This window comes from Spiribacter vilamensis (assembly GCF_004217415.1).
In the GTDB taxonomy this organism is placed as follows: Bacteria; Pseudomonadota; Gammaproteobacteria; order Nitrococcales; family Nitrococcaceae; genus Spiribacter; species Spiribacter vilamensis.
In genome coordinates, this window is sequence record NZ_SHLI01000001.1 from 1,116,747 (window position 1) to 1,137,505 (window position 20,759).

At 64.3% G+C, this 20,759-nt stretch carries 18 protein-coding genes and 1 tRNA gene; all 19 read right to left on the reverse strand.

Features of this window, described 5'->3' with window-relative positions; genetic code table 11:
• Window positions 1-55: 55 nt before the first annotated feature.
• On the reverse strand, window positions 56-2,167 hold the full coding sequence (pnp, locus tag EV698_RS05545) for a polyribonucleotide nucleotidyltransferase (protein ID WP_130503132.1): 2,112 nt from the start codon (window positions 2,165-2,167) through the stop codon (window positions 56-58).
• A 33-nt stretch (window positions 2,168-2,200) separates the two neighbouring features.
• Window positions 2,201-2,470, reverse strand: a complete 270-nt coding sequence (gene rpsO, locus EV698_RS05550; protein WP_110883082.1) for a 30S ribosomal protein S15 — start codon at window positions 2,468-2,470, stop codon at window positions 2,201-2,203.
• Window positions 2,471-2,514: 44 nt separating this feature from the next.
• Window positions 2,515-3,444: a tRNA pseudouridine(55) synthase TruB gene (gene truB / locus EV698_RS05555; protein WP_130503133.1), complete on the reverse strand. Its 930-nt coding sequence runs from the start codon at window positions 3,442-3,444 to the stop codon at window positions 2,515-2,517.
• A gap of 9 nt (window positions 3,445-3,453) precedes the next feature.
• Window positions 3,454-3,834 (reverse strand): 30S ribosome-binding factor RbfA, encoded by a 381-nt coding sequence (gene rbfA / locus EV698_RS05560; protein ID WP_130503134.1) that lies wholly within the window; start codon window positions 3,832-3,834, stop codon window positions 3,454-3,456.
• Between the two features lie 2 nt (window positions 3,835-3,836).
• On the reverse strand, window positions 3,837-6,458 hold the full coding sequence (gene infB, locus EV698_RS05565) for a translation initiation factor IF-2 (RefSeq protein WP_130503135.1): 2,622 nt from the start codon (window positions 6,456-6,458) through the stop codon (window positions 3,837-3,839).
• A 31-nt stretch (window positions 6,459-6,489) separates the two neighbouring features.
• Window positions 6,490-8,058 carry a transcription termination factor NusA gene (gene nusA / locus EV698_RS05570; protein WP_130503136.1) on the reverse strand — a complete coding sequence of 523 codons (1,569 nt, stop codon included), beginning with the start codon at window positions 8,056-8,058 and terminating at the stop codon, window positions 6,490-6,492.
• Between the two features lie 34 nt (window positions 8,059-8,092).
• Window positions 8,093-8,545 (reverse strand): ribosome maturation factor RimP, encoded by a 453-nt coding sequence (gene rimP / locus EV698_RS05575; protein ID WP_130503137.1) that lies wholly within the window; start codon window positions 8,543-8,545, stop codon window positions 8,093-8,095.
• 125 nt (window positions 8,546-8,670) lie between these two features.
• Window positions 8,671-8,747 (reverse strand) — tRNA-Met (locus EV698_RS05580).
• A gap of 38 nt (window positions 8,748-8,785) precedes the next feature.
• A complete protein-coding gene (locus tag EV698_RS05585; protein ID WP_239016212.1) occupies window positions 8,786-9,121 on the reverse strand; it encodes a DUF2818 family protein in 336 nt (111 codons plus the stop codon).
• A 7-nt stretch (window positions 9,122-9,128) separates the two neighbouring features.
• A complete protein-coding gene (gene nuoN, locus EV698_RS05590; protein WP_130503138.1) occupies window positions 9,129-10,568 on the reverse strand; it encodes an NADH-quinone oxidoreductase subunit NuoN in 1,440 nt (479 codons plus the stop codon).
• Window positions 10,569-10,589: 21 nt separating this feature from the next.
• Entirely contained in the window at window positions 10,590-12,101 is a 1,512-nt protein-coding gene (locus tag EV698_RS05595) for an NADH-quinone oxidoreductase subunit M (RefSeq protein WP_130503139.1), read from the reverse strand.
• Between the two features lie 2 nt (window positions 12,102-12,103).
• Complete coding sequence (gene nuoL / locus EV698_RS05600) at window positions 12,104-14,080, reverse strand: NADH-quinone oxidoreductase subunit L (protein ID WP_130503140.1); 1,977 nt, start codon at window positions 14,078-14,080, stop codon at window positions 12,104-12,106.
• Window positions 14,081-14,083: 3 nt separating this feature from the next.
• Window positions 14,084-14,389 carry an NADH-quinone oxidoreductase subunit NuoK gene (nuoK, locus tag EV698_RS05605; protein ID WP_130503141.1) on the reverse strand — a complete coding sequence of 102 codons (306 nt, stop codon included), beginning with the start codon at window positions 14,387-14,389 and terminating at the stop codon, window positions 14,084-14,086.
• Between the two features lie 17 nt (window positions 14,390-14,406).
• Window positions 14,407-15,015: an NADH-quinone oxidoreductase subunit J gene (locus EV698_RS05610; RefSeq protein ID WP_130504026.1), complete on the reverse strand. Its 609-nt coding sequence runs from the start codon at window positions 15,013-15,015 to the stop codon at window positions 14,407-14,409.
• Window positions 15,016-15,044: 29 nt separating this feature from the next.
• Complete coding sequence (gene nuoI, locus EV698_RS05615) at window positions 15,045-15,533, reverse strand: NADH-quinone oxidoreductase subunit NuoI (RefSeq protein ID WP_130503142.1); 489 nt, start codon at window positions 15,531-15,533, stop codon at window positions 15,045-15,047.
• A 14-nt stretch (window positions 15,534-15,547) separates the two neighbouring features.
• Entirely contained in the window at window positions 15,548-16,570 is a 1,023-nt protein-coding gene (gene nuoH, locus EV698_RS05620; protein WP_130503143.1) for an NADH-quinone oxidoreductase subunit NuoH, read from the reverse strand.
• Window positions 16,567-18,981, reverse strand: coding sequence for an NADH-quinone oxidoreductase subunit NuoG (nuoG, locus tag EV698_RS05625; protein WP_130503144.1), 2,415 nt, complete (start codon window positions 18,979-18,981; stop codon window positions 16,567-16,569). The genes nuoH and nuoG overlap by 4 nt, the downstream gene beginning before the upstream one ends.
• Window positions 18,978-20,255: an NADH-quinone oxidoreductase subunit NuoF gene (gene nuoF, locus EV698_RS05630; protein ID WP_130503145.1), complete on the reverse strand. Its 1,278-nt coding sequence runs from the start codon at window positions 20,253-20,255 to the stop codon at window positions 18,978-18,980. Before nuoF ends, nuoG begins: the two co-directional genes overlap by 4 nt.
• Before the next feature lie 2 nt (window positions 20,256-20,257).
• Window positions 20,258-20,746 (reverse strand): NADH-quinone oxidoreductase subunit NuoE, encoded by a 489-nt coding sequence (gene nuoE, locus EV698_RS05635; RefSeq protein WP_130503146.1) that lies wholly within the window; start codon window positions 20,744-20,746, stop codon window positions 20,258-20,260.
• Window positions 20,747-20,759 lie beyond the last annotated feature (13 nt).

A 20,759-nucleotide genomic window follows, 5' to 3' on the forward strand; every position in this document is an offset into this window, starting at 1 on the left:
GCTCGTGCCGCGGGGTTTTTCGATCGCCGGGCGCATGCCTGGCTGGTGCCAGCAGCTAGCCCTCGGCGCCCTCTTCCTGCAGCGCCTTGATGCTGAGCCGAATGCGTCCCTGGCGGTCGACCTCGAGCACCTTCACCCGCAGGCTCTGCCCCTCGGCCAGCTCATCGGCGACACTCTCGACACGACGATCGGAGATCTGCGAGATGTGCACGAGCCCGTCACGCCCCGGGAGGATGTTCACGAAGGCACCGAAGTCCATCAGCTTGATGACCTTGCCCTCGTAGACCTGCCCGACCTCGACGTCGGCGGTCAGCAGCTCGATCCGACGCCGCGCCTCTTCACCGGCCGCCTTGTCGGTGGAACCAATGGTGACAACACCCTCGTCGGTGATGTCGATGGTCGTCCCGGTCTCTTCGGTCAGCTGACGGATCGTCGCACCGCCCTTGCCGATCACGTCACGGATCTTGTCGGGATCGATCCGCAGCGTAATCAGACGCGGTGCGTAGGCCGACATCTCGTCGCGATGCTCGGCAATGACGTCGTTCATCTTGCCGAGGATGTGCAGCCGGCCGTCACGGGCCTGTGCAAGCGCCTGCTCCATCACCTCGCGGGTGATGCCGTCGATCTTGATGTCCATCTGCAGCGCGGTCACGCCGTTCTCGGTACCCGCCACCTTGAAGTCCATGTCGCCGAGGTGATCCTCGTCGCCGAGGATATCGGTGAGGACGGCGAAGTCATCGCCCTCCTTGATCAACCCCATGGCGATACCGGCGACCGGTGCTTTGAGGGGCACGCCGGCGTCCATCAGCGAGAGACTGGTGCCGCAGACCGTTGCCATCGAACTGGAGCCGTTGGACTCGGTGATCTCGGAGACCACCCGGACCACGTAGGGACAGTCTTCCGGCTCCGGCATGACCGCCTGAACGCCCCGCTTGGCGAGCTTGCCGTGACCGATCTCGCGACGCTTCGGCGTGCCCATGAAACCGGCCTCGCCCACACAGTAGGGCGGGAAGTTGTAATGGAGCATGAACGGCTCGCGCCGCTCGCCCTCGATGCCGTCGATGATCTGCGCGTCGCGACCCGTGCCCAGCGTGCTGACCACGATCGCCTGCGTCTCGCCGCGCGTGAAGATCGCCGAGCCGTGCGTTCGCGGCAGGCTGCCGACCTCGATATCGATCGGGCGCACGCTGTAGTTGTCGCGCCCGTCAATACGCCGCTCGCCGGCAATGATGCGACCGCGAACGATGGACTTCTCGAGATCCTTGAAGGCATCGCCGACTGCATCGGCGCTGTAGCCGTCTTCGGTCTCGGCATCTCCCACAAGCGCGGTGGTAACGTCGTCGCGGACGGCCGCGATGGCTTCCTGCCGGGCCTGCTTGTCGGCAACGGCATAGGCCTCGGTCAGCGGCTTTTCCGCCCGCTCGCGCAGCTTCGCGGCAAGCGACTCGTCAGTCGGCTCCGGCTCCCAGTCCCAGCGCGGCTTGCCTGCCTCGGCGGCGAGCTCGTTGATCGCGCCGATCGCCGACTGCATCTGCTCGTGGCCGTAGAGCACCGCGTCGAGCATGGTCTGCTCGGGCAGCCGGTTGGCCTCGGACTCGACCATGAGGACACCCTGCTCGGTGCCGGCGACCACCAGGTCAAGCTCGGAGGATTCGAGCTGGGTAAAGGACGGGTTGAGCAGGAACTCGCCATCCTTGTAACCCACCCGGGCGGCGGCAATGGGGCCCTCGAACGGGATCCCGCTCACGGCCAGCGCCGCCGAGGTCCCAATCAGTGCCGGAATGTCCGGATCCACCTCAGAGTTCATGGAGATGACGGTGGCGACGACCTGCACCTCGTTCGTGAAGCCGTTCGGGAACAGCGGCCGGATGGGCCGGTCGATGAGCCGGCAGACCAGGGTCTCTTTCTCGGAGGGCCGGCCCTCGCGCTTGAAGAACCCACCGGGGATCTTGCCCGCCGCGTAGGTCCGCTCCTGGTAGTTGACGGTGAGCGGGAGGAAACTGCGCCCGGGCACGACCTCCCGCTTACCGACGACCGTCACGAGAACGACGGTGTCGGACATGTTGACCATGACCGCACCGCTCGCCTGGCGGGCGATCTTGCCGGTTTCGAGCGTGACGTTGTGTTCCCCGAACTGGAACGACTTTTTGACGGCGGTTGGAGTCACTGAGATTTATCCCCTGGTCTCTTGTGGAAAGCCTTACTTGCGCAGACCCAGTCGTTTAATGACGGTCTGGTAGCGCTCGAGGCTCTTGCGATGCAGATAGTCCAGCAGCTGGCGGCGCTGGTTGACCAGCTTGAGCAGGCCGCGGCGGGAGTGATGGTCCTGCTTATGGGTGGCGAAATGGTCGGTGAGGTACTGGATTCGGGCGGTCAGAAGGGCGATCTGCACTTCCGGGGATCCGGTATCCCCTTCCGCACGCCCGTAATCGCGGACGATCTCCTGCTTCTGCTGAGCGCTGAGCGACATCAATGACTCCTGATTGAAAAACTGATTAACAACAACTGAATATTCTAGCCGTGGGGGCTGCGCTGAACAAGCAATCGCCGCGGCGCGACCCCATGTTCACCATCTCCAACGCCGATGCCGAGGAACACCCCGGTATCCGCATAAACCCGACACAGCTCTGTCGGCGTCTGTGTTCCGCCGGATCCGGTCGCTGCCTGGCCCTGGCAGAAGGCGGCCTCCTGTCCGACATCAAGCGTTACCGCCGGATAGTCGATCAGTCCCTGGTCGGATGTCAGCAGCAAGTCATCCAGCGCATCAGGCCCCTGCTCGCGGCGGGCCTCCAGCGTTTCCAGGTTCCACATGCCGTCACCCGGGAATGGCCCCAGCGCGGTTCGCCGAAGGGTTTCGACGTGCGCCCCGCAGCCCAGCGCCTCACCGATATCGGCGACCAGGCTGCGAATATAGGTGCCCTTGGAGCAGTCGACCGTAAGCTGCAACCGATCCGGGGCGAGGCACTCACCGGTCAGCGAGTGGATGGTGACCGGGCGCGGGGGGCGATCGACCGTTTTACCCTCCCGGGCGAGTTCGTGCAGGCGCCTGCCCTCGTGCTTGAGCGCCGAGACCATGGGTGGCACCTGCGATATCGCCCCGCGAAAGCCGGCGAGCACCGGTTCCAGCGAGTGGTTGTCGATGGCGGGGACCGGTCGCTCCGAGAGGACCTCGCCATCGGCGTCGGCGCTGTCCGTGACAACCCCGAGCCGAGCGGTCGCCACATAGCGCTTGTCTGCATCGAGCAGCCAGCCACTGATCTTGGTGGCCTCACCGAAGCACAGGACCAGCAGCCCCGTTGCCAGCGGATCGAGGCTGCCGGTATGACCGGCCTTGCGCGCATCCAGCCAGCGGCTGACCTGGCGCAGCGCCTTGTTCGAAGTGAGCCCGGCGGGTTTATCGAGCAGCAGAATGCCATCGACTGATCGGCCCTTGCGGCGCGCCATCGCCGTCGATCAGTCCTTATCGGGTGCCGCCGGATCCCCGTCCGGCTGCACGTCGTCGATCAGCCGGTTGAGACGCGCGCCGCGATCGAAGGTCGGATCGTACTGGAAGCGCAGCAACGGCACCTTGCGCAGGGTCAGCCGCCGGGCGAGCTCCCGGCGGAGGAAATTACCCGCGCCGGTCAACACACGCACCATCTCGCGCGATTCGTCCGGCTCCATTCCCAGTCCCGTCACGAACACGTCGGCATAGGAGAAATCGCGGCTGACCCGCACTTCCGAGACGGTCACCGACCCCACGCGGGGGTCGCGGACCTGGTCGCGAATGAGGCCCGCGAGCTCCTGCTGGATCTGATCACCGACGCGGCGTGCCCGCGAGAAATCCCGGGGCATCGTTACAGCGTCCGCTCGATGGTGAGGCGCTCGTAGCACTCGATCTGGTCGCCGACGCGGACGTCATTGTAATGACGGACGCCGATACCGCATTCGGTACCCGACTGCACCTCGTTGACATCATCCTTGAAGCGCCGCAGCGACTCGAGATCGCCCTCGAACACCACCACGCTGTTGCGCAGGACGCGGATCGGGTTACGCCGGCGGACGACACCATCGACCACCAGGCAGCCCGCGATCTGGCCCAGCTGCGAGGAGCGGTACACCTCGCGGACCTCGGCCGTGCCGATGATCTGCTCGCGGGTCTCGGGCTCGAGCATGCCGCTGATCGCGTTACGGAGCTGATCGATCGCATCGTAAATGATGCTGTAGTAATGCGGCTTGACGTCATTTTCCTGCGCCAGCCGGCGCGCCTTGGCGTCGGCCCGGACGTTGAAGCCGATGAGCAGCGCCTCGGAGGCGATCGCCAGGTTGACGTCCGACTCGTTGATCGCGCCCACGCCGGTCGCCACCGGCACGATACGCACCTCGTCGGTCGCCAGGTTGGTGAGGGACTGGGTCAGCGCCTCCACCGAGCCCTGGACATCGCCCTTGACCACCAGATTGACGGTCTTGATGACATCGTCCTGCGACTGGCTGAAGAGCTCGTCCATCCGCGCCGCCTTCTGGGCCTGCAGCCGCTTGTCGCGGCTCTTCTCGCGGCGACGGTCGACCAGCTCGCGCGCCTTGCGCTCGTCCTCGACCGCGAGGACCTCGTCGCCCGCCTCGGGCAGCCCGGAGAGCCCCAGGACCACCACGGGCGTCGAAGGCCCGGCCGACTTCACCCGGTCGCCGCGCTCGTCGAGCAGCGCCCGGACCCGGCCGAACTCCGTTCCGGAGATGATGGTGTCGCCCTGGTTGAGCACACCGTTCTGGACGAGGATGGTCGCGACCGGACCGCGACCGCGGTCAAGACTCGACTCGACGACGACACCCGAGGCGGGACAATCGCGGACCGCCTTGAGCTCGAGCAGCTCGGCCTGCAGCGCCACGGCCTCGAGCAGTGCCTCGACTCCCTGGCCGTTCAGCGCCGAGCAGGGGATGAACTGCACATCACCACCAAACTCTTCCGGCACAACCTCGCGGGCGACCAGCTCGTTCTTGACCCGGTCGGGATTGGCTTCCTCGCGGTCCATCTTGTTGACCGCCACGACCAGCGGGACTCCCGCGGCGCGGGCATGCTTGATGGCCTCTTCGGTCTGCGGCATCACTCCGTCATCCGCGGCTACCACCAGGATGACGACGTCGGTCACCTGGGCACCGCGGGCACGCATGGCGGTGAACGCCTCGTGGCCCGGGGTATCCAGGAACGTGAGATCGCCCCGCTCGGACGGTACCCGGTAGGCACCGATATGCTGGGTAATACCACCGGCCTCACCGGACGCGACCTTGGCGCGACGGATATAGTCGAGCAGCGTCGTCTTGCCGTGGTCGACGTGCCCCATGATCGTCACCACGGCCGAGCGCGGCTCCGCGGCGCCCTCCGGCTCGGTGGTCTGGCTGAGCACTGCCTCTTCGAGATCGTCTTCCCGCACGATGTGCGGGCGATGGCCAAGCTCCTCGACCAGGAGCACGGCCGTTTCCTGATCGATGGCCTGATTGATGGTGGCCATGACGCCCTGCTTCATCATCTCCTTGATCAGATCCGCGGCCTTGACGCTCATCCGCTGGGCGAGATCGCCGACAGTGATCGTCTCCGGCACCTGGACGTCGCGCACAACCGGGGCGGTCGGCTTCTCAAAGCCCTGCTGGAGGGCCGAGCTCGCCGCACCGGCGGCGCCGCCCCGCCGGGATCGGCGGCCACCGGCCTCGGCTTTCTTGCGCGCCTTGCCCTTACCGCGCGAGGCCTTGCGAGCGGCGCGCTCCTCGGCTTCGCGCTCGCGCTTGGCCTCGGCCTCGAGGCGCTTGCGCTCCTTGTCGTCCTCGATTTCCTTGTTTCGGGCGGCCTCGGACTCGGTCTTCTGCGAATCCGCTTCCAGATCCGCCGGGGTCTGCGCCTCGGCCGATGACTCGGCGGCTGCCTTTTCGGCCGCGCCGGTGTCCGCCTCGGTCTCACGGGCCGCGGCCGCGGCCGCCTCCGCCGCTTCGCGCTCCTGGCGCTCCGCCTCGGCCTTCGCCTCGGCTTCGGCCCTGACCCGCGCCTCTGCCTGGCGTGCCTCTTCGGCAGCGTTCACGTCTTTCTGCAGGGCGCGCTCGAGCACCTGGGCATCCTGCTCGGCGGCCTCCGCCTCGACCACGCTGCGTTTGACGTAGGTCCGCTTCTTGCGCACTTCGACATTGACGGTGCGACCGGCACCCGCACCGCGACTGCCGCGCGGTGCCCGGCGCTCGCCACCACCGGCGGGCATTTTCAGCTGACTGTGACTGCGCCGCTTGAGCGTGATCTGCGAAGGACCTCCGTCCTCGCTGTCGTCACGACGGCCATGGGTCTTGCGGATATGTTCAAGCAGTGTCGACTTGTCCGCGTCGGACAACGCGGCGTCGGGGTCATCCTGGGGTATGCCCGCCTCACGGAGCTGGATCAGCAGCCGATCCAGTGGCACGCCCGTCCTGTCTGCAAAATCCCTGACTGTGCTCTGCGCCATATTCATTACCTCCGTCCCGGCTGATCCGGGATTACTCCTGGTCCTCGCCGGTTTCGGCGAACCACGGCTCGCGGGCTTTCATGATCAGTGCCGCCGCGCGCTCTGCATCAAGACCGTCAATATCAATTACGTCGTCCACCGACTGCTCCGCGAAATCCTCCATGGTCCGGATCCCGTTCGCCGCAAGCTGCTCGGCAAGCGCTGTGTCCATTCCCTCGAGGCCCAGCAGGTCGTCGGCCGGCGCATCGGCGGCCGCCGCCTCCGCCTCGCGCTTCGCGAGCACGTCGCGGGCGCGCTGGCGGAGCGCGTTGACCAGGTCTTCGTCGAACCCTTCGACCTCGAGCAACTCGGCGACCGGCACGTAGGCGATCTCCTCCAGGCTCGAGAAACCCTCTTCCACCAGCAGACCGGCCAGCTCCTCGTCGACATCGAGATCCGTAGCGAAACTCTCGACCAGCTCGGCGGCCTCGGACTCGCTCTTCGCCTCGGCCTCGGAGGCGGTCATGACGTTGAGCTCCCAACCGGTCAGCTCACTGGCCAGCCGGACGTTCTGACCACCGCGACCAATCGCCTGCGAGAGCTGATCCTCGCCCACCGCGATGTCCATGCTGTGACGATCCTCGTCGACCACGATGGATTCGACCTCGGCCGGCGCCATCGCGTTGATCACGAACTGCGCCGGATTTTCATTCCAGAGAATGATGTCGATGCGCTCGCCGGAGAGCTCGTTGGACACCGCCTGGACGCGCGAGCCGCGCATCCCCACGCAGGCACCCACCGGATCGATACGGCTGTCGAGGGCGTTGACCGATATCTTGGCCCGCAGCCCCGGGTCCCGGGCGGCGCCGAGGATATCGAGGAGCTCCTGGCCGACCTCCGGGACCTCGAGCTTGAACAGCTCGACCAGGAATTCCGGTGCCGACCGACTGGCAAACAGCTGGGGGCCGCGGGCCTCTTCGCGCACTTCCCGGAGCCAGGCCCGCAGCCGATCACCCGGGCGGACGGCCTCCCGCGCGATCATCTCCTCGCGCGGGATGAAGGCCTCGGCATTGCTGCCCAGGTCGAGGAAGACATTGCCACGCTCGACCCGTTTGACGACACCGGAGATCAGTTCGCCAACGCGGTCGCGGTAGGCCTCGATGACCTTGGCACGCTCGGCATCGCGGACACGCTGAACGATGACCTGCTTGGCCGTCTGCGCGGCAATGCGACCGAATTCCACCGACTCCATCGGCTCTTCGATCACACCGCCGACCTCGACCTCGGGATCGATTTCGCGCGCCCGGGACAGCGGAATCTGCTGATCCGGATACTCGATTTCACCCCCGTGATCCGGATCGGCATCGGAGTCGGAGTCAGACTCGGTATCGGTTTCGGTTTCGCCGTCGCCGGAAACCGGATCTTCAACGACTTCCCAGCACCGGAACGTCTGGTACTCGCCGGTGCGGCGGTTGACCGCTACCCGCGCCGCGATTTCCTCGCTGTGGCGCTTCTGCGTCGCCGAGGCGAGTGCGGCCTCGATCGCCTCGAAGATCACTTCCTGCTCGACGCCTTTCTCGTTGGCCATCGCGTCGACTACCAGCAGAATTTCCTTGCTCATCGTCTACCGTTCTCCGATTGGAATACGCCGTCGCTCACGGCTCCAGCTCTATATGTGCGCCATCAATCGACGACAGTGGCACGACGGTACGCCCGTCGCTCGCCTCGACGATGACCCCTTCCTCTGTCAGACCCGCGAGGCGGCCGGTGACCTTGCGACGCCCGTCGATCCGCTCGCGAAGCCGGATGCGGACCGATTCGCCGGCGAAACGCGTGTAGTCCGAGGTCTTGAAGACCGGACGGTCGAGTCCGGGCGAGGAAACCTCGAGGGTATAATCACCGCTGATGGGGTCTTCGACGTCGAGGACGCCACTGACCTGGTGGCTGACGCGAGCACAGTCATCGACACTAACGCCCTCCGGCCCGTCGATGAATACGCGCAGGACCGCGTTGCCCCGACTCGGGTGGAATTCCACTCCGACGCATTCATAACCGAGCCCCTCGATAACGGGCTCCAGAAGCTCTGTGACGTGTTCAGGCGCTTTCATGTTTGGTCGTATCCGGTCCTTCCCGGAACAAAAAATGGGCCCGAGGCCCATTTCCACACCGGCTGCCGCTTTCGCGACACCGGCAAAAAAAAAGGCCGCAAGCGGCCTTCTCGAAGATGCCTAATTGGTAGCGGGGGCAGGATTTGAACCTGCGACCTTCGGGTTATGAGCCCGACGAGCTACCGGACTGCTCCACCCCGCAACCGACATCCAGAACGATATACGTCCTGCGGCTATCTTTCAAGACTCGCGTCGCCGAGAATGACGCTGGAGTCGACGCCGAAGGTCATGGCAGTAGATAAACCCTGGCAGCGCGAATACCGCGAACAGCGCCAGGTTGATCACCCAGAACTCCCACCCCTGCATCTGCAGCTGGCCCTGCGTCCGGTACTCGAGACCGGCGGCGATCAGACCCACCAGGAAGAACAGGGTCAACCACTCCACCAGGCGGATCCACTCCGGTTTGCCGCGCGCCGCCGGCGATACAACGAACGCAATCCGATCACTCAGCCACGGCAGGTTCGCCGCAATCAACGCGACAACCATTAGCAGGGTGATCGCGACGGCGGTGCTCATCGGACGCTCACAGCCCCAGCGCGGTCTGACAGATCTCGATCAGGCGATCGGGAAACAGTCCGAGCACCAGGATCAGGCCGCCGTTGACCGCTACGATGACGCGCTGACCCATGGGCGCCTGCAACGGTGCGGGCGACTCCAGGCGATCGAAGTAGACCGCTTTGAGCACACGCAGGTAATAGAACGCGCCGATAACGGCGAACACCACGGCAACCACCGCCAGCCAGACCATGCCCGTGTCGATGAGTGCCTGGAGTACCAGCCACTTGGCGTAGAAGCCGACGGTTCCGGGAATGCCGGTCATCGAGAACATCAAGAGAAGCATGACCAGCGCAAAGCCGCTGTGGCGGTCATTCAGTCCCCGCATATCGTCGATCATCTCGGCCTCGAAACCGCGATGCGACAAAAGGGTAATCATGCCGAACGCCCCACTGGCCATGATGCCGTAGCTGATGGCGTAGAACAGCGCCGCCGCATAGCCCTCGTCGGTCCCGGCAATCAGACCGAGGAACAGGAAGCCGATATGGGAGATCGTCGAGTACGCGAGCATGCGCTTGAGATTGGTCTGCACGAGCGCAAACAGATTGCCGATCGCCAGCGACGCCACGGCCAGGATAATGGCCATCCCCTGCCACTGGTCATGCATGTCACCGAGCCCGTCGACCAGCAGCCGCAGGAACAGTGCCAGTGCGGCGACCTTCGGCGCCGTACCCAGAAAGGCGGTCGCCGCGGTCGGGGCGCCCTGGTAGACGTCCGGAATCCACATGTGAAACGGCGCCGCGCCGAACTTGAAGGCGACGCCCACGAGCACGAACGTCATCCCGAAACCCATCAACAGCAGGTTGTTGCCGGCGATTGCCTGGGCGGCAATCTCATCGATGAGCAGGCTGCCGGAGGCGCCGTAGATCATCGACATGCCGTAGAGCATCATTCCCGAGGAAAGCGCGCCCAGCACGAAGTACTTCATCGCGGCCTCGGCACCGATGCGACTGTCACGGTCGAAGGCGACCATCGCATAGAGGCTGAGCGAGAGCATCTCCAGTCCGACATAGAGCACCAGGAGACTGCTCGCCGAGGCCATGACGAACATGCCCAGGTTGGCGAGGATGGCGAGCAGATAGAACTCGCCCTTGAGCAGGTCGCGCTGGCGGAGATAGTCCCGACTGTAGCCCAGCGTTGCCATCGAAAGGCCCGCCACGGTTATCTTGAGCACCGCGGCCAGGCTGTCGCTGACGTACATGCCGTTGAAGGTGATCGCGCGCTCAACGCCCCAGTGCGTGTATACGGCAAGCCCGATGCCCACCAGCAGAGTCGCCTGCGTGAGAAAGAATGCGAGCCGACTCTCCCGGCCGGGATCGAACAGATCCGCAATCAGAACAACGCACACCATGACCCCCAGCCAGATCTCCGGGGCGGCCATCGCGAATTGGGGCATTTCGAAATTCATTATCGTCCTCTGGCCAGCGTACTAGGGTGTGGGCACAACAATGCCGAACAGCGCATCCAGCGAGGGCGCCATGACGTTGATCAGTGGTGCCGGGTAGAGGCCGAACAGCAACACGACGCCGGCAAGGCTGCCCAGCAGGAGGCGCTCGCGCAGATCAACGTCGCGGAGCTTGTCGACCTCGGGATTCCGGACCTCGCCATAGACCACCCGCTTGATCATCCAGAGGCTGTAGGCCGCCCCGAGGATAAGCGTCAACCCGGCGATGGCGGCATACCAGAACCCGGCCTGGAAGCTCGCCAGAATCACCATGAACTCGCCGACGAAGCCCGACGTTCCCGGAAGACCGGCGTTGGCCATGGCAAAGAACACGAACAGTCCCGCGAACACGGGCATCCGGTTGGCCACACCGCCATAGTCGGCAATGCGCCGGGTATGCATCCGGTCGTACAGAACGCCGACGCAGAGGAACATCGCCGCGGACACGAATCCGTGCGAGATCATCTGGACGAGACCGCCCTCGAGCGCCAGCAACGCGGCATCACGACTGCCGCTGGCGGCGAAAATCCGGAAAATCAGGAAAAACGCGAGTGTTACAAAGCCCATATGGGCGATGGATGAATAGGCAATGAGCTTTTTCAGATCCTCCTGCACCATCGCCACCAGGCCGATATAGACCACCGCGATCAGCGACAGGGAGATCAGCAGCCAGTCGAGCGCCATGCTGGCTTCCGGCGCGATCGGCAGACTGAAGCGGAGGAATCCGTAGCCGCCGATCTTCAGGGTGATCGCGGCGAGGATGACCGAGCCGCCGGTTGGCGCCTCGACGTGCGCATCGGGAAGCCAGGTGTGGACCGGGAACATCGGTACCTTGACCGCGAATGCGGCGAGGAAGGCCAGAAAGACCAGCACCTGTGTGGTGAACGGCAGAGCCAGCCCGTAGAAATCCTGAATCGCGAAACTGCCAGCCTCGGTGCGCAGATAAATGAGCGCGACCAGCATCATCACCGACCCGAGAAAGGTGTAGATGAAGAACTTCAGGGTCGCGTAGATACGATTCGGGCCACCCCAGATACCGATAATTAGGAACATCGGTATCAGCATCGCCTCGAAAAAGACGTAGAAAAGGATGGCGTCGAGGGCGCTGAAAACCCCGATCATGACGCCCTCCATGATGAGGAACGCCGCCAGGTACTGCGCCGGCTTGTAGCGCACGACTTCCCAGGCGGCGATCACGACCAGCAGCGTCGAGAACGCCGTCAGCACCACCAGTGGCATCGATATGCCATCGACGCCGAGGTAATACTCGACGCCGAACGCCTGTATCCAGGACACCCGCTCGACGAACTGCATGCCGGCGACGCCGACCTCGAACCCGAACCAGAGTGCCACCCCCAGTAGCAGCGTCAGTCCGGCGACGGCGAGTGCCGTCCAGCGCGCCCGATCGGCATTGTCCCGTCCCGCGAACAGGACACCGACGCCACCCAGAATCGGCAGCCAGACCAACAGGCTCAGCAACGGCCAACCTCCCAACATGCTCAGAACCATCCCCGCCAGCTACCCACGAAGACCGTCAGCAGCAACAACAACCCGACAATCATCGCGAACGCGTAGTGATACAGAAAACCCGACTGCCCGCCACGCAGCGCCGCCGCCAGACGACCCACTGTCCGGGCCGTGCCATTGACCAGGACGCCATCGATGACGCCCTGATCACCGCCTCGCCAGAGCGCGCGTCCAAGCAGACGTCCGCCGCCGGCGAAGCCGGTGTTGTAGAGATCATCGAACCCGTACTTGCGCTGCAGGATACGGATTCCCCAGGAGAGGCGGGTATTGATGGCCGGAAGCAGGCCCGGCCGGAAGATGTAGAAAAACCAGGCGGTCAGTGCACCGGCCACGGTCAACCAGAACGCCGGGTTCACGGCGGCATGCAGGCCGAACGCAAACGGCCCGTGGAAGGATTCGGCCTTCTCGGCGAGGACGTCATTGGCGGGCGCGACCTGGATCGCGTCACCAAAGAAGTCGCCGAACAGCATCGGCTCAATGGTGAAGTAGCCGAGCGCCACCGACGGAATCGCCAGCGCCACGAGCGGCCACTCCATCACCGGCAGGACATAGCGTGGGAGGTGTTTCATGTGTTCCTTGGCGTGGGGGTCGATCCGCTCCTCGCCCCAGAAAACGAGGAAGTAGAGCCGGAAGCTGTAGAGCGCGGTAATGAACACCCCCAGCAGCACCGCCCAGTAGGCAAATTCGGCCCCGGTCCGATCGGCGAGATGAACGGCCTCGATGATCGCGTCCTTGGAGTAGTAACCGGAGAAAAACGGTGTACCGACCAGCGCCAGCGTGCCCAGCAGCATCGTGATGTGCGTGATCGGCAGATAGCGGCGCAGGTTGCCCATCCGGCGCATGTCCTGCTCGTGGTGGAGGGCGACGATCACCGCACCGGCCCCGAGGAACAGCAGCGCCTTGAAAAAGGCATGGGTCATGACGTGAAAGACGCCAGCCGCATAGGCGGAGGCCCCGAGCGCGACGAACATGTAGCCGAGCTGTGAGAGCGTCGAGTAGGCGATGACGCGCTTGATATCCGTTTGCACGAGACCGACCAGCCCCATGAAAAGCGCCGTGACGGCGCCGAGTATCAGCACGACCGACAGGGCCGCCTCGGAGAGCTCGAACAATGGCGAGAGCCGGGCGACAAGGAAAACGCCGGCGGTCACCATCGTGGCCGCATGGATCAGCGCGGAGATCGGAGTCGGCCCCTCCATCGAATCCGGCAGCCAGACGTGAAGCGGGACCTGCGCCGACTTACCCATGGCGCCGATAAACATCAGGATCGCGACAACGGTGGCCACCAGGGCCTCGTTGCCGAACAGCTGCATGGTCTGTTCCGGCGCCGCCGCGGCAGCGGAAAACACCGCTGCGTAATCAAGGCTGCCGTAGTAGGTCAGAACCGCGGCGATGCCGAGCAGGAAGCCGAAATCGCCGACGCGGTTCACCAGAAAGGCCTTGAGATTGGCGAAGATCGCCGTTTCCTTGTGATACCAGAACCCGATGAGCAGATAGGAGACAAGGCCGACCGCCTCCCAGCCGAAGAACAGCAGAAGGAAGTTGTTTGCCATGACCAGGGTAAGCATGGCGAAGGTGAACAGGTTGATATAGCTGAAAAAGCGCTGGTAACCGCGATCGTCATGCATGTAGCCGATGGTGTAGACATGCACCGCGAACGATACTGACGTGACGATCACCATCATCAGTGCAGTCAGGCGGTCGACGAGGAACCCCACCTCGAGATCGAGGTTTCCGACCACGGCCCACTGGTAGATGGTTTCGTTGAAAACGCCGGCACCGCCCCAGACATGCTGGTAGAGCACGACCAGAGACAGCAGCGCGGACAGCCCCACGGCACCCACCGTTAACCGGTGGGCATTGACCCGGCCGATGCGACCACCCGCCAGCCCGGCGACGGCAGCACCCAGCAGGGGCGCAAGAACGATGATCAGATATAACGACTTCATCCCTTAACCCCGCATGCTGTCCAGGTCCGCGACATTGATCGTGTTCCGGTTGCGGAACAGCACCACGAGGATCGCCAGGCCAATGGCGGATTCCGCCGCCGCTACCGTCAGGATGAAGAACACGAACACCTGTCCGTGAATATCCCCGAGGAAGTGCGAGAAGGCGATGAAGTTGAAGTTCACGGCGAGCAGGATGAGCTCGATGGACATCAACAGCACGATCGCGTTTTTGCGGTTGAGGAAAATACCCGCCATGCCAATGGAAAACAGCAGTGCGCTGAGGACCAGATAGTCGGAAAGCGCTAACATGAGTGCCCCGGTTGTTGTTATGAGTCGGTGTCGCGCTCGCTGCGCATACGCACCATCCGCAGCCGGTCGGCCTTGCGGGTGCGTACCTGCGAGGAGATGTCCTGGTGTTTCGTATCGCCGCGTCGACGGTGGGTCAGCATGATGGCCGCGATGATCGCGAGAAGCAGGACCAGCGCCGCGAGTTCAAAGGGATACACGTAGACCGTGTAGAGCACGCTACCGAGCAGTCGGATGTTGTTGCTCTCGACGCCGGCCGCGGCCGCCTCGGGCACCCCGCCGCCGACCTCCACGACACCGGCACCGATTACCAGCAGCATCTCGAGGACCATCACCAGCCCCACCAGTGCACCGATGGGGAGATAGCGTGCGAATCCCTCACGCATGACGGACAGATTGATGTCGAGCATCATGACCACGAACAGGAACAGCACCATGACGGCGCCAACGTAGACAAGCACCAGTGCGATGCCGAGAAACTCGGCTTCGACCAGAAGCCACAGTGCGGCGCTGCTGAAGAAAGCCAGCACCAGCGACAGCGCCGAGTGAACCGGGTTGCGGGCGGTCACCACCAGAGTGGCGGCGAACAGCAATACCGCCGCAAAGAAATAGAATATCGCTTTTTCAATCACGTCGTGCCCTCAAACCCCCCTGAGGCCTATCGATATGCCGCGTCTGCGCTCCGATCCTCGAATAGCTGCGCCTCGTACTTGTCGCCCACCGCAAGGAGATCCTCCTTGTGCATGATCTGCTCGCCGCGCTCCTCGAAGTGATACTCGTGAATCCGCGTCTCGACGATGGAGTCGACCGGGCACGATTCTTCGCAGAAGCCGCAGTAGATGCATTTGAACAGATCGATATCGTAGCGGGTCGTCCGCCTTGTACCGTCCTCGCGCTGCTCGGAGTCGATGGTAATGGCGAGCGCCGGGCAAACCGCCTCGCAGAGCTTGCAGGCGATGCACCGCTCCTCCCCGTTGGGATAGCGACGCAAGGCGTGAAGCCCCCGGAAACGCGGTGACTGCGGTGCCTTTTCCTCCGGGTACTCGAGCGTGTACTTGGCCTCGAAGAGGTGGCGACCGGTCAGCCGCATCCCCTTGAGGAGCTCGGTGAGCATGAATGTCCCGAAGAATTCCTTCACTGACTGCATTGTTGCCTACCTACCTATGAGAACCACGGGCCGACTTCGCCCAGGCTGAGCCCTGCCACCACGATCAGCCAGACCACCGTTACCGGTATGAGGACTTTCCAGCCCAACCGCATGATCTGGTCATAACGATACCGCGGGAACGTACCCCTGAACCAGATATAGAGGAACAGGAAAAAGCACACCTTGAGCAGGAACCAGACCAGGCCCGGCACCCAGCTGAACAGCGGCCCCAGCAGCGGGAGCCCCTCGAACGGCGAGTACCAGCCGCCGAGGAACATGATCGCCGCCAGACCCGATATAAGGATCATGTTCGCATATTCGGCAAGGAAGAAGATGGCGAACGCCATGCCCGAGTACTCGACGTGGAAGCCAGCGACGATTTCCGACTCGCCCTCGGCCACGTCGAACGGCAGCCGGTTGGTCTCCGCGACCCCCGAGATCCAGTAGACGATGAACAGCGGCAGCAGCGGCAGCCAGAACCAGTTCCAGATCGGACCTTCCTGGGCGCGGACGATGTCGCCCATGTTGAGACTGCCCGCCGCCATCAGAACGCCGACCAGCGCAAAGCCCATTGCGATCTCGTAGGAGACGACCTGCGCCCCGGCCCGCAATGCACCGAGGAGGGCGTACTTGGAGTTGGAGGCCCAGCCCGCGAGGATGATCCCGTAGACGCCCATCGAGGTCATCGCGAGCACGTAGAGCAGCCCCGCGTTAACGTCGGCAATGACCATCCCGTCCGAGAGCGGGAGCACTGCCCAGGCGGCGAGCGCCGGCATGATCGATAGCATCGGCGCCAGCACGAACAGAAAGCGGTTCGCATTCTGCGGCAGCACCACTTCCTTCATAAGCAGCTTGAGCGCATCCGCAAACGGCTGCAGGAGCCCGTGCCAGCCGACGCGGTTGGGGCCGCGTCGCAGCTGCATGGAGCTTATGACCTTGCGCTCGGCATAGGTCATGTAGGCGACGGCCAGGAACAGCGGCACGACCAGTGCCACGATCTTGGCCGTAATCCAGCTTAGCTCGATGAGTGCGTTCATGCGCTCGTTCCTGTCGCCGTCACTTCAACCGGTCCCACCAGGGCACCCAGGCCCTCGCTGCCCTCAACACCGGCCGGTATCCAGACACTGCCGACGGGGATGTCGGCGCTCACGGCAACCGGAAGCGTCCGGCGCTCGCCGCCCTGCTGTACGGCAACGACCTGTGTCGAATCGACGCCCAGGCGCTCGGCGTCCGCCGGGTTCAGGACGGCCGAGGCCGGGGCTGCATGATCGGTTTTCTGAAGCGATGGCGCGTGGCGGCTGAGCGAGTCGACACCGAACATGGCGGGATAGCCGATCCGGGTCAGACCACCGGCTGGCCGATCGGCGGCCGGAACGCCCGAAGACGGCCGCGCCACGCCCGACCCGGACGCCATGGCCTGGACCTCGTGATGGATCTCGTCGGGCGCCTGGTACTCGAACCCGTCCAGGTCGAGGACGTTGGCCAGCACCCGCAAGAGCCGCCATGCCGGACGGGCATCGCCCTGCGGATACCCGACACCGGCGAATGTCTGCCAGCGTCCCTCGGCATTCACAAGCGTCCCCGCCGTCTCACCCAGGGTGGCAATGGGTAGCAGCACATCGGCATGGGCGAGCAGGGCCGGCGAGTCATAGGCGGACATCGCCACCAGCGCCTCGCTCGCGGCCAGCGCCCGAATCGCTTCGGCGCCGTCGAAGAAATCGTGCTCCGGCTCCACGTTGAGCAGGAGATAACCTGCCCGGGGTGTCGCGAGCATATCGGCGGCATCCCGACCCTCGGTCGCCTCGCCGTCGGCGCGGCGACCGGGAACGGCACCGGCGAGCCAGGCCCCCGCGGTATTGGCACCCGCCGTCAATTCACCATACTCGGCGCCCGTCAGACGGGCGATCACGCCGGCGAGATAGCGCAGCTCGGCACCGGCGGGATGGCTGTCCGCCAGTCCGCCGAGCAGCAGTGCCCGTCGTCCCTCGCCGACAAGGCCCGAAGCGATGCGCTCGGCCTGCTCATCCGGTGCCCGCTCGCCGAGCCAGTCACGGAGGTCAACCGGTTCGTCGATGGCCAGGTGGCGAGCCACTGCCCGCGCCACTGCCGCCAGCGCCGTGGGCATTTCCGCCGCCGAAACCACGTGCTCGACACCGAGCACGAAATTCCAGTCGAAGGCGCGGGGATTCAGCGCCATTACGTCGCCGCCGGCGCGCGCCGCCTTCCGGAGCCGATGATTGATCAGTGGCTGGTCATGGCGCGGATAGCCGCCAATCACGAGTGCGCCATCGAGTGATTCCAGGTCGGCGATCGGTGTCTCCAGGCCCGGGAAGCCACCGGCTTCGACGCCGTCGCGGAAGTCCCCCCGCCGCAGGCGGGCGTCGATATTGTCGCTGCCGAGCGCCCGCGTGATACGGGCAAGCAGATACATCTCCTCGAGCGTGGAGGACGGAGAGACCAGCGAGCCGAGGGCATCGCCCCCGTGACGCGTGACGACATCACGCAGCGTATTGGCGGCCGCCTCGATGGCGGTCTGCCAATCGACACTCTGCCACTCGCCGTTCTCCCGGATCTGCGGCGTAGTGAGCCGCTGATCGCTGTAGATCCCCTCGTAGGAGAACCGGTCACGATCGCTGATCCAGCATTCGTTGACCGACTCGTTATCGCGCGGCACGACGCGCTTGACGGTACCTCGCACCTGGTGGAGATCGATGTTGGAGCCGAGGCAGTCATGCGGGGCGATACTGGCGTGACTGAGCATTTCCCAGGCACGCGCGGTGTAGCGGTAGGGCCGCGAGGTTAGCGCGCCCACCGGGCAGAGATCGATGATATTGCCGGAGAGCTCCGAGTGGACGCCGGTACCGACCAGCGTCCCGATCTCGGTATGCTCGCCGCGGTACATCGCACCGAGTTCCGACGTCCCGGCGATCTCGTCGAGGAAGCGCACGCAGCGCGTGCAGTGAATGCAGCGCGTCATTTCGGTGGCGACCAGCGGTCCCAGGTCCTCGTCCTGCACCACCCGCTTGCGCTCGGAAAAGCGCGAGACGCTACGCCCGTAGCCCAGCGCCAGGTCCTGCAGCTCGCACTCCCCGCCCTGATCGCAGATCGGGCAATCAAGCGGATGGTTGATGAGCAGGAACTCCATGACGCCGCGCTGCGCCTTGAGTGCCCGCTCGGAGGTGGTCTGCACGACCATGCCGTCCGCAACGGTGGTAATGCAGGCCGGCAGCGGCTTCGGTGCCTTCCGGCCGTTCATCTCGATGTCCACCAGGCACATCCGGCAGTTGGCGGGGGCCGAGAGCTTGTTGTGGTAGCAAAAGCGGGGAATGTCGATCCCGTGCTCGTCCGCTACCGAGATCAGCGATGCACCCTTGGGCGCCTCGATGGACTGCCCGTCGATGGTGAGACTGACCAGCTCGGGATTCTGAGTCTTGACTTCTGCACTCATGCGGCCGCCTCGACAATGGATCGCTTGTGATCGATATAGTATTCGAATTCATGGCGCCAGTGTTTCAGCACCCCCTGCACGGGCCAGGCGGAGGCCTCGCCGAAGGCGCAGATGGTATGCCCGGCGATCTGGCCGGCCGCCGAATCCAGCAACTCGAGATCCTCGGGGCGCCCGTTGCCCTCGTAAATCCGCTTGATGACCCGGTACATCCACCCCGTTCCTTCCCGGCAGGGCGTGCACTGGCCGCAGGACTCGGCGTAATAGAAGCGACTGATGCACAGCAGCGCCCGAACCATGTCCGTGGTCTCGTCCATTACGACCACACCGCCTGACCCGAGGGCGGAACCCGCCTCCATCAGCGCGTCGTAATCCATGGTGAGGTCCATCATCTGCTCGCCCGGGATCATCGGCATGGACGAACCACCGGGAATCACGGCCTTGAGGCGGCGCCCCTTCCAGACGCCACCGGCCATCTCCAGAAGATCACGGAAGGGTGTCCCCAGCGGGACCTCGAAATTGCCGGGCTTCTCGACGTGACCGGACACCGAAAAGATCTTGACCCCGCCGTTGTTGGGCTTGCCGAGCTCGAGGAACCAGTCCGCACCATTGCGAATGATGGCCGGGACGGAGGCGATCGTCTCGGTGTTATTGATGGTGGTCGGGCGGCCGTAGATTCCGGACTGGGCCGGGAACGGCGGCTTGTTGCGCGGCATGCCCTTCTTGCCCTCGATGGACTCCATCAGCGCCGATTCCTCACCGCAGATGTAGGCCCCTGCCCCGACGTAGTTATGGAACTCGAAATCGACCCCGGAGCCCATAATGTCCTTGCCCAGGTAGCCCGCCTCGCGCGCTTCGCGAACGGCCTGCTCCATGCGCCGGTTCGGCTCATCGATGAACTCGCCGCGCATGTAGTTGTAGGCGATCTCCGCGCCCATGGAGTAGCCGGCGATGATGGCCCCCTCGATCAGGGCATGGGGATTGAAGCGCAGGATGTCGCGGTCCTTGCAGGTCCCCGGCTCGGACTCATCCGAATTGACCAGAAGATACTTCGCACCGGGTGCGCTGCGGGGCATGAAGCTCCATTTGATGCCGGCCGGGAAGCCGGCACCGCCGCGCCCGCGAAGGTTGGCGGATTTCACGGTCTCGATGATGTCTTCCTGACTCATCCCGTCACGAAGCACCTTCTCCAGAGCCTGATAGCCACCCACGGCCCGGTAGTTCTCGAGTGTCCAGGGCTCGTCGTATTGCAGTGTCGTGTAGCAGACGTTGGTCATGACTACTCCAGGTCGTCGAGGATTCGGTCGATTTTCTCGGGCGTCAGATCGGTGTGATACACCTCGTCCACCAGCATCATGGGAGCGCTCCGGCAGGCCGCCAGGCACTCCTCTTCGCGCTTCAGTGTGATGCGACCGTCACTGGTCGTCTCGCCCAGGCTGATTCCCAGCTTTTTCTCCACATGCTCGACGATCTCGTCCGAGCCCCGGAGCATGCAGGAAATGTTGGTACATATATTGACCCGGTGACGGCCACCGGGTTCGACCTCGAACATCCCGTAGAACGTCGCCACCTCGTACACCCGTGCCGGGGGCATGCCGAGAAAATCCGCCACGGCGTCCATACGCGCACGGGGCAGCCAGCCGCTGTTGTGCTGCACGATATGCAAAGCGGGAATCACCGCCGACCGACGGCCCGCGGCCGTATCCGGGAACTGTGCCGCCCAGCGATCGATTTCCTCGCGCTCGGTGCGGGTCAGTTCGGCTTCCATCGGTTTTTCGGTA